Origin of the sequence: Frankia sp. KB5, assembly GCF_002099325.1 — a bacterium.
GTDB classification, from domain to species: Bacteria; Actinomycetota; Actinomycetes; order Frankiales; family Frankiaceae; genus Frankia; species Frankia casuarinae.
In genome coordinates, this window is the sequence record NZ_MRUJ01000035.1 from 1 (window position 1) to 9,139 (window position 9,139).

The window sequence follows — 9,139 nt, forward strand, 5'->3', positions numbered from 1 at the left end:
CGGACGGCGTCGGTTGTTCGGACGGCGTCGGTTGTTCGGACGGCGTCGGTTGTTCGGACGGCGTCGACGGACGATGCGCCTCGGGCAAGGCCTGCGGACGCGGGACAACCGGCCGCGGCCCCGGGTCCGCACGCCGTTCCTGACCCTCCAGGTCATGGTCGTCACCCGCGCCCCGGTTCCGCCCGGGATACGCGTGCAGCCGGCGGTCAAAGGCCGGGTCGGGGTAGGGATAGGCATCGGTCACCGGCTCGCCGCCCGGCCCCGCGCCGGAGACCGGTAGGGGCCACGCCTCGTCCCTCGTGCCGGAGGGCATCGGATCCGGTTCGAGATCGGGCCTGAGCTGTCGGCGCACCTGCATGGTCGGCGGGTCGGTGGAACGCGACGCCCGTGGACGACCACGATCATGATCGAGCACATGATCATCCCCGTCGGTACGGGCGGCCATCCGACGCCCGGCCGCGGCCTCCAGGGGATCCCTTCCAGGTTCTCGATGATCCCGGACGGGAACGGGCGCCGGTACTCCTCGCGGCCGAGGACCCTCCTCAACGCCGGGAACGGGTGGCACCCTGGCACCGGAACCGGCGGAGGTCCTCGAGACGTCGCGCTCGAACCACGCGGGTCGGGATGGCGTCGGTGTCGGTGTCGGTGTCGGTGTCGGCGTCGGTGTCGGCGTCGGCGTCGGTGTCGGTGTCGGTGTCGGCGTCGGCGTCGGCGTCGGCGTCGGCGTCGGCGAACCGGACGCCCCGGATCGCGGTACCGGCCGGTCGGGACGAGATCCGCGGCCGCCCTCGTCCCCGCGACGTGGGAGTGGACCGTCGGGCGACGACGGGCTGATCCGTTCCCGGATCGGGGACTGTCCGGCGGGATGGGACGGGCTGGCGGACAGCTCGGACGGCGCCGGCGGGCGAGCCCGGGTCGGCGCCGGTGCCGGCAGCGGCGCGGGGACCGGCGGTGGGGAGGCACTCGTACGGCCGGGCGTCGAACGCGCGCTTCCGGCCGAACTGACCGGATTCCCCGCGCGACTCGGGGGAGGCGGTGCCGCGGGACTACCCGAACGGCTCGCGGCCGGTGGCGCCGCCGCCGGGGTGGGCGGGGGTGAGACGGGCGGCCCGGGCCACGAAGCCGGGGGCCGTCGGACGGCGCCGCGCCCCTGGCCGGAAGCAGGCTGGCCGGGTGTGTCGGTCTTCGGTGGCGTCGACCGCTTCGATGATTCCGGGGTGTCCGCCGCGGCTGGCCGGGCGGGAGCCGGCGGCACCGACCGCTGCCCGCCGCCCACGGACCGCGCCGGTGAAGCTCCTCCCAAGGGTGGAACCGACGTCGGCGGGATACGGCCGGTACCCTGCCGCGGGGCGGCAACCGCGCTCCCCGCGCTCCCGGGGTTTCCCGGCTTTCCGAAGTTTCCCGGCTTTCCGGGATTCTCTGTCTTTGTCGTGCCCTGYGGGCTTCCGGCCCGCTCCGCACCGCTCCGGCCGGCCGGATCCGCATCGGCCGAACTCGCGCTCGCTGCTCGTCCGCTCTGGGAGGAGGTCGGATTCGGCGCACGGGCGGACGTGGCGGCCGCGTTCCTCCCGGCCCCCGGGCGCGGTGCGGTCTTCTCCGTGGTCCCACCGCTCTGCCCGGTCCGGGGTACTCCGGTTTCGGGATTGGCCGCGGCGTCGCCGTTCGTCGACCGGGCGTCGGACGCCTGACCGTCCGTCCCACTTCCCTGCTCGGCCATCCCACCACTTCCTGACATACACCGTGTGCAACAGGCCGCCGGCCGACCCGGTACGGACCGGTACGGACCGGTACGGACCGGAGGCGGCCGGGCCCCGGGCCGTACCACGCCCCCAGCTTGTCCGCCTAGGCCCAGCTGGGCCTCATCATGACAGTCATCGGTCCACGCCTGACATGTGCCAGAACGGCAACGGCACAACGGGGGGCCGCGCCGGCGGGCCGCCGGTGACCGGCGGACTCGGCGTCGGCGCGGCTCGGGGTGCTCGAGGTATGCCAGTTCTCGGTCAGGGATCAAAGATCAGGGATGCGACGCTGACACCAGACGGTGGGGTCGGTTCAGACGGTGGGGTCAGATGGCCTCCCCGATGCGATGGACCCGCATCATGTTGGTCATGCCGGCCACGCCCGGCGGCGTCCCGGCGACGACGACCACCAGTTCACCCGGCTTGCATCGGCCAATATGGAAGAGGGCGCTGTCGACCTGGCGGACCATCTCGTCCGTGCTGTCCGCGAACGGCACGAGGAAGGTTTCCACGCCCCAGAAGAGCGCCATCTGGTTGCGGACAGCCGGAATCGGCGTGAAGGCCAGCACCGGGACCTCGGTACGGTACCGGGCGAGTCGCCGGGCCGTGTCACCACTGAGGGTGTGGGCCACGAGGTAACGGGCGCCGACCGCGGCTCCTACCGACGCGGCGGCCTGGGCGAGTGCCCCACCGAGCGTGCGCGGTTCGGTCCGCAGGGGCGGTATCCGGCCGAGGTCGGCCTCGGCGGTCTCGATGATGCGCGCCATGGTGGCCGTGGCCTCGATGGGGTAGGCACCGACGCTCGTCTCCGCCGACAGCATGATCGCGTCAGCGCCGTCCAGGACGGCGTTGGCGCAGTCACTGGCCTCGGCACGGGTCGGCCGCGGCGCGCTGACCATGGACTCGAGCACCTGGGTCGCGACGATCACCGGCTTGGCCCGCTCCCGGGCCTGGCTGACGGCGCGCTTCTGCACGAGCGGCACGTCCTCGAGCGGCAGCTCGACCCCGAGATCGCCACGGGCGATCATCAGACCGTCGAACGCCTCGATGATCTCGTCGAGTTCGGCGACCGCCTGCGGCTTCTCGATCTTGGCGTGGACCGGAACCCGGATCCCCACCTCATCCATGATCGCATGCACCGCCGCGGCGTCCACGGCGCTCCGGACGAAGGACAGTGCGACCATGTCCACCCCGAGGTTGAGAGCGAACCGCAGGTCAGCGGCGTCCTTCTCGGTGAGCGCCGGGACGGTGAGCGCGGCGTTGGGAATGTTCATCCCCTTGTGGTCGCTCACCGGCCCGCCGACAACGACCGTGGTGTGGACGTCGGTGTCAGTCACCCCGTCGATCTGCAGGACCAGGCGGCCGTCGTCGACCAGGACGCGATCCCCGGCCGCGACGTCGCCCGGCAGGCCCGGGTAGGTCGTGCCGACCTGATGCTGATCGCCGGGAACATCGCGGATCGTGACGGTGAACCGCTGACCGGGCAGCAGGGTGACCCCGCCGTCGGCGAAGTTCCCCAGCCGGATTTTCGGTCCCTGGAGGTCGGCGAGCGTGCCGACGCTGCGGCCGGCCGCCTCCGCGGCCTCGCGCACCCGCGCGTAAGTGACGGCATGCTGTTCGTGTGTTCCGTGGGAGAAGTTTAGTCGGGCAATGTCCATTCCCGCGTCGACGAGGGCCCGGACCTTCTCTGGCGAGCTGGTCGCGGGGCCGAGGGTACAAACAATCTTGGCTCTACGGGGCACACCCAGAGCCTAAGTACTGATCGTCGGTCATTGCACACGGGGGCCACCGGGAGGCGCGCGCGGCGGCCCGAGAAGTAGTCAGATCAGGCGTATCCGTTATATGCTGCACGTGGTCGCACGGCGGCGTACCGTTCATATCGTCCGCGCCACACCCCTGTCGGTTGACGCGCGTGATACGGGAAAGACGGCAAGGGCGCCGGACGTTCCTGGGATCCGCTTCCTCGGATGCGGAAGTCGGTAGGGCACGATCGAGTCCCCCCGGAGCCGATATGAAACAAAATCCCGCCATCCACCGCCAGCCGTCCGGCGACATCGACATCGCCGTCGCCGACGTCATGGCTCCCGCCGAGACCAGCGTCGTCGCCTCGGAGGTGCACGCCGGCAGCGCGGCCGGCGAGAGCTCCCCCACGGCCGCAGCGCTTCGTTCGGCCGAGCCCGGATCTTAGTGTCGCCACGACGGGCGGCCGTGGGCGGCGACCGGCCGCGGACCACGGCCGGTCGCCGCCCACCTGTCGGGTCGGCGCGACGCCGGCCGCCCGAACGTGGCGCGCCCGGATGTGGCCCAGGAGTCAGACCCCGACCGGTGGGGCACTGGCCCCTTCGGCCCACCCCGCATCAGCACCGACGGGCGTGACCGGGGCGAACTGGGTCCGGTACAACTCGGCATAGAGCCCGCCGCGGGCCAGCAGCTCCTCATGGGTCCCGCTCTSCACGATCCGCCCGTCGTCGACCACCAGAATGCGGTCGGCGTCGCGCACCGTGGACAGCCGGTGCGCGATGACCAGGGATGTCCGTCCCACCAGCGCGGCGGTCAGCGCCTGCTGCACGCCGGCCTCGGACTCGCTGTCGAGGTGCGCGGTGGCCTCGTCCAGCACGACGATGCCCGGTTCGCGCAGCAGCAGCCGGGCGATGGCCAGCCGCTGCTTCTCCCCGCCGGACAGGCGGTAGCCCCGGTCACCGACGACCGTGTCCAGGCCGTCCGGCAGGGAGCGCACGAGCGGCCCGATCCGCGCCGCGTCCAGAGCGGTCCACATCTGCTCGTCCGAGGCGTCCGCCCGGGCGAAGGCCAGGTTCGCGCGGATGGTGTCGTGGAACAGATGCGCGTCCTGGGTGACCACACCGACGGCGGACCGCAGGGACCGAAGGGTGAGATCGCGGACGTCGTGCCCGCCGATGCGTACCGACCCCGACCGCACGTCGTACATGCGCGGAACGAGCTGGCTGATCGTCGTCTTGCCCGCTCCGGACGGGCCGACCAACGCGATCACCTGCCCCGGCTCGACCCGGAAGGTGACATCGTGCAGCACCGGCGTGGGCACCCGCGGGTCGAGTACGGCGACCGACTCCAGCGACGCCAGGGAGACCTCGTCRGCGGCCGGATAACGGAAACCGACATGATCGAACTCGATGGTCGCCGCGCCTGCCGGCAGATCGACAGCGCCCGGCCGGTCGGCGATCGCCGGCTCCAAATCGAGCACCTCGAAGACCCGCTCGAAGGACACCAGCGCCGTCATGACGTCGACGTGCACGTTGGAGAGCTGAGTGAGCGGCCCGTAGAGCCGCCCGAGGTAGGCCGTGAGCGCGACCAGGGTACCGACCTCCAAGCTGCCCTGGGYAGCGAACCGACCGCCTATCCCGTAGACGATCGCGGTCGCGAGCGAGGCGACCAGGGTGAGCGAGACGAAGAATATGCGGCCGTACATGGCCTGGGTCACCCCGATGTCACGCACCCGCCCGGCCCGAACACGGAAGTTCTCGTCCTCCCGTTCCGCCGAACCATACAGTTGCGCGAGCATCGCTCCGGACACGTTGAATCGTTCCGTCATCGTCGTGTTCATCTCGGCGTTCAACCCGTAGCTCTCCCGGGTCAGCCTGGCCAGGCGGGGCGCCAACAAGCGGGCCGGAATAATAAATACCGGCAGCAACACGAGCGACACGAGCGTGATCCGCCAGGACAGCACCAGCATCGCGGCGAGCACGAATCCGGCGGACAGGATATTCGACAGCACCGACGACAGCGTGTTGGTGAACGCCGACTGCGCGCCGAGCACGTCGTTGTTCAACCGGCTGATGAGCGCCCCGGTCTGGGTCCGGGTGAAGAAGGCGAGCGGCTGGCACTGCACGTGCCGGAACACCTGGCTGCGCATCTCGTAGATCAGACCCTCGCCGATCCGGGCCGAGAACCAGCGCTGCGCGAGCGACAGACCGGCGTCCAGGAACGCCAGGCCCGCGACGACCGCGGCGAGCGCCTGCACGAACCCCACCCGGTGGCGCACGATGCCGTCGTCGATGATCGTCTTGAAGATCATCGGAACAACCGCACCGACAGCCGAGCTGAGCACGATGAGCGCGAGAAAGTAGGCGAGCTGCCGCCGATGGGGGCGGGCGAAGGCGACGATCCTGCGCAGGGTGCCAGGCCGCAGCGAGGTCCGGGTGACCGAACGGTCCTGTTGGAAGGTACGCATCGTGGACCAACCGTCCGTTCCCGGTCGCATCAGCCCTCCCTGGCGGCGGTGTTTAGTGTGTAACGAGGTAAGCAGGAATTGCGGACGGGCATTCCCGCAGCGGATGCGGCTCGTCGGGTGTGCTGGCTGCCGCTCACCCCGCCGCGGGGTCGTCACCGGCAGCGGAGCGGGCGATGACGACGCGTTCCCAGGCCTCGTCCTCGGCCCGCTCGTTGAGACGGCCGGAGCGGGTGGCGGGACGGGAACGCCGCGCGCCGCGCATCAGCGCCTTCACCTCGGCCGCGATGTCGCGGGGAACCGCGAGGAGCGCCGCGACCAGCACGCCGACCTGCTCGTCCAGCAGCTCACGCGGCAGGACCCGCTGGGCCAGCCCGATCCTGGCCGCTTCGTCGGCGGCGAGCTCACGGCCGGTCAGGCAGAGGTCCAGGGCATTCGCGTATCCGAGGAGCTCGACCAGCCGACCCATGGCACCGGCCGCGGGCAGGAAGCCGTCACGCGCCCAGGTCAGCCGGAAGCGCGCATCCGCGGCGAGGACCCGCAGGTCACAGGCGACCGTCACCGCGAGACCGAGGTCGCCGACCGTCGTGTCCACGACGGCCACACTGATCAGGTCGGACCGGTCGGAGACCCGCCCCATCGCGTCGCGCCACGCGCGATAGCCCGCGGCCGGGGACAGCCGCCCCTCGGCGGACGCAGGTCCTCCCTCGCCCACCCGGGGTGCGGGGTCGGTGAGGTCAGCGGCAGGCGGGGGGCAATGACCTATCCGGACAACCAGGACCCGGACCTCACCGGTCAACCGACGCAGTTCGCCGACCAGCGCCGACGCGAGAGCCGGGAACGAACCGGCCCCGCCGGTATCACCGAGGTCCGTCATCCCGATCGTGACGAGAGGCCCGGCGACCCGCACGCGCAGCCCGGCCGCCGCCGCCGCTACAGCGGCGGCGGGGACCGCCATGATTCAGGCGCTTTTCTTCTTGGTGCCCCGGGTCGCACCACCCCGGCCGCGCAGGGTCGTACCGGACTCCGAGAGGATCCGGTGGACGAACCCGTACGAACGACCAGAGGACTCGGCGAGCAGGCGGATGCTCTGCCCACCTTCGTACTTCTTCCGAAGTTCGGCGGCAAGCTTGTCCCGCTCGGCGCCGGTGATCCGGGTTCCTTTCCTGAGCTCGGCCAACGTGGCCCCCTCCGTGTTCGATGATCTGCGAACCGATCTTCACTCAGCTTGAGTAAACGCGCCACTCGAAGCAGATGTGATCCATCACACGCGACGCCGGTGCATGACCGTGCCCTCGCGTTCCTTCCTCCATGCCGGCGGTCACCAGCGATGGCACGGGTCGCACCCACCCGCTGGCACAGCAGGCGCGCATGGCCGACAGTGCTACCGAGACCAGTGTCCCCAATCCCCGGTACGCGGCCCGACAACAGCATCGGCGCGTCGCCACGAACATCGTCATCTTCGCGATCAAGATCTTCTCTCGATGCAACGCTKCAGGTACGACCATCAGTCGATCACTGTACAGAGCGAGCCGACGGACCGCGAACGCGGCCGATCGATTCGACTGATTCCTCACATCCGACACCGGTTGTCCACCTCGTCGGGGCCGGGCCCGCTCCCGTGCCAAGGCCCGATCCGGCGAGACCGCGGACGGCTCGTCGCACCCCCGCCGGCACCTCCGGCATCCGGCTCGGGAGCAACTGCGGCGCTGGGAGCGAACCGGACTCGTTACCGTGCAGTGGTGGTCGGTGACGTAATGATCTCCGGGTCGGCACCGAAGGTGCCCAGCTACGCGGCCTGCCTCGGTACGGACCGGTGAGCGCGACGGACGGCGCCTCCGACCCGACCGCTGTCGCCGCCTCCAGCCGGTCGCCCGGACCGCGTGGCGGCCTGTCCCGGCCCTGGGCTGGGTCCGCCGGGCATACCGAGGCCAGCGAGGCGGCGCTGTGGCTCATCCTGGTGGCCTGCGGTCTCGTCGGCATGTTCCTCGTCTCCACCGGCGACCTTGATCTGGGCATCGGTGACCCGCCGCTGCGCGGCGGATGGGCTCCCCGTCTCGATTCCCTCGTCCTGGTCCCGCTCGCGATCGCCGTGGTCGTGATTGCCCTCACCGCCTGGTGGGCCTCGACCATCCCCCCGGCGGCCACCCCGAACACCCCGAACACCCCGGCCATCCCGAACACCCCGAACACCCCGAACACCCCGGCCATGGCGACCGGCCCGACGAACAGGCTGCCCTGGACCGTCCTGCTCGTCCTGGGCTACGTCGGATCGCTGGCGTGGAGCGGCACGCTCGCGCTGGTCGCACCCGGGGAGATCACGGCGGATCTTCGCATCCCGGCGGATCTCCTGGCGGCGGCAAAAGCCGTCGGTGACGATCCGCTCGGCTTCCTCGCCTCCTACACCGCGACCACCACGCACGCCGCCGCGGGGACTACGGCCGTCCTGCCGACCCATCCTCCGGGCCCCGTCCTGACCGTCTGGGTGCTCACCAGGGTGGGGATGCACGGCGCGGTCGCGATCGGGATGCTGTTCACCGCCCTGGGCACGCTGGTCGTCCCCGCCGTCTCGATCGCGGTGCGCTCGTTGTGCCATGAGACGGCCGCCCGGCGCCTGGTCCCCGTCCTCGTCCTGGCCCCGTGGAACGGATGGATGGCGGCGTCCCCGGACGCCGTCACGGCTACCCTGGCCACCCTGGCCGTCGCGGTGGGGGTGGTCGGATGCGAACCGGGTCGGCGCTCGATGTGGTGGGCGCTGGCAAGCGGGCTGCTGCTCGGCCTCGCGGGGCTGTTCGGCTACGCCTCGGTCTGGCTTGGCGTGGCGGTCGCGGCGGCCTACTTCGTCCGCCGTCGCCCGATCCTCAACGTCATGACCGGCCTGGGCGCGCTCCTGCCGCTGTGGCTCTTCTACGCGTGGGGTTTCTCCTGGCCCGACGGGCTGGCCCTGGCGAGCGCGCCACGGCCGGGGCTCGCCGGCACGCTGGCCTGGATCGCCGTGGATCTGACCGTGGTCGTCCTCGTCGGCGGGCCGGTTCTCGTCCGGGCGGCGCGCCGCCTGCGGCTGACCCCGGGCTGGCCGCTGCTGGTGGGGGCCGGCGCGACGATGCTGTTCGCGACGGTCCTCGGACTGGCCGAGGGCGACGTCGAAGAGTCCTGGCTGCCGGTTTTCCCCTGGTTGCTGGTGGCCGCGGTGGCG

8 protein-coding genes are annotated in these 9,139 nt (G+C 71.3%); 3 read left to right on the top strand and 5 right to left on the bottom strand.

Annotation, left to right across the window (positions count from 1 at the left end; all coding sequences use genetic code 11):
* A partial coding sequence (locus KBI5_RS27275) for a hypothetical protein (RefSeq protein ID WP_347272466.1) occupies positions 1–445 on the bottom strand: 445 nt, incomplete at its 3' end.
* A 188-nt stretch (positions 446–633) separates the two neighbouring features.
* Here KBI5_RS27275 and KBI5_RS04295 point away from each other — a divergent pair.
* The gene (locus KBI5_RS04295) at positions 634–834 is read left to right on the top strand and encodes a hypothetical protein (RefSeq protein WP_198537501.1); all 201 of its coding nucleotides are present in this window, start codon (positions 634–636) and stop codon (positions 832–834) included.
* 1,231 nt (positions 835–2,065) lie between these two features.
* On the opposite strand, the gene pyk is transcribed toward KBI5_RS04295, so the two are convergent.
* Complete coding sequence (gene pyk, locus KBI5_RS04305) at positions 2,066–3,481, bottom strand: pyruvate kinase (protein ID WP_011436116.1); 1,416 nt, start codon at positions 3,479–3,481, stop codon at positions 2,066–2,068.
* A 269-nt stretch (positions 3,482–3,750) separates the two neighbouring features.
* Here pyk and KBI5_RS26825 point away from each other — a divergent pair, with 269 nt between their 5' ends.
* On the top strand, positions 3,751–3,927 hold the full coding sequence (locus tag KBI5_RS26825) for a hypothetical protein (protein WP_023841550.1): 177 nt from the start codon (positions 3,751–3,753) through the stop codon (positions 3,925–3,927).
* Between the two features lie 123 nt (positions 3,928–4,050).
* Here KBI5_RS26825 and KBI5_RS04310 read toward each other — a convergent pair whose 3' ends face one another.
* The 3 genes from KBI5_RS04310 to KBI5_RS04320 all read right to left on the bottom strand — a co-directional run bounded on the left by KBI5_RS04310 (position 4,051) and on the right by KBI5_RS04320 (position 7,123).
* On the bottom strand, positions 4,051–5,976 hold the full coding sequence (locus KBI5_RS04310) for an ABC transporter ATP-binding protein (protein WP_085014387.1): 1,926 nt from the start codon (positions 5,974–5,976) through the stop codon (positions 4,051–4,053).
* A gap of 103 nt (positions 5,977–6,079) precedes the next feature.
* Positions 6,080–6,901: an enoyl-CoA hydratase/isomerase family protein gene (locus KBI5_RS04315; RefSeq protein ID WP_011436113.1), complete on the bottom strand. Its 822-nt coding sequence runs from the start codon at positions 6,899–6,901 to the stop codon at positions 6,080–6,082.
* A 3-nt stretch (positions 6,902–6,904) separates the two neighbouring features.
* Entirely contained in the window at positions 6,905–7,123 is a 219-nt protein-coding gene (locus KBI5_RS04320; RefSeq protein ID WP_009399485.1) for a helix-turn-helix domain-containing protein, read from the bottom strand.
* 801 nt (positions 7,124–7,924) lie between these two features.
* Here KBI5_RS04320 and KBI5_RS25025 point away from each other — a divergent pair.
* The coding region (locus KBI5_RS25025; RefSeq protein ID WP_116289838.1) for a hypothetical protein at positions 7,925–9,139 on the top strand (1,215 nt) is incomplete at its 3' end.

Excerpts from the sequence above, each read along its gene's own strand:
- KBI5_RS26825 (WP_023841550.1), top strand. The coding sequence starts at position 3,751 with ATGAAACAAAATCCCGCCATCCACCGCCAGCCGTCCGGCGACATCGAC.
- KBI5_RS04315 (WP_011436113.1), bottom strand. The coding sequence starts at position 6,901 with ATGGCGGTCCCCGCCGCCGCTGTAGCGGCGGCGGCGGCCGGGCTGCGC.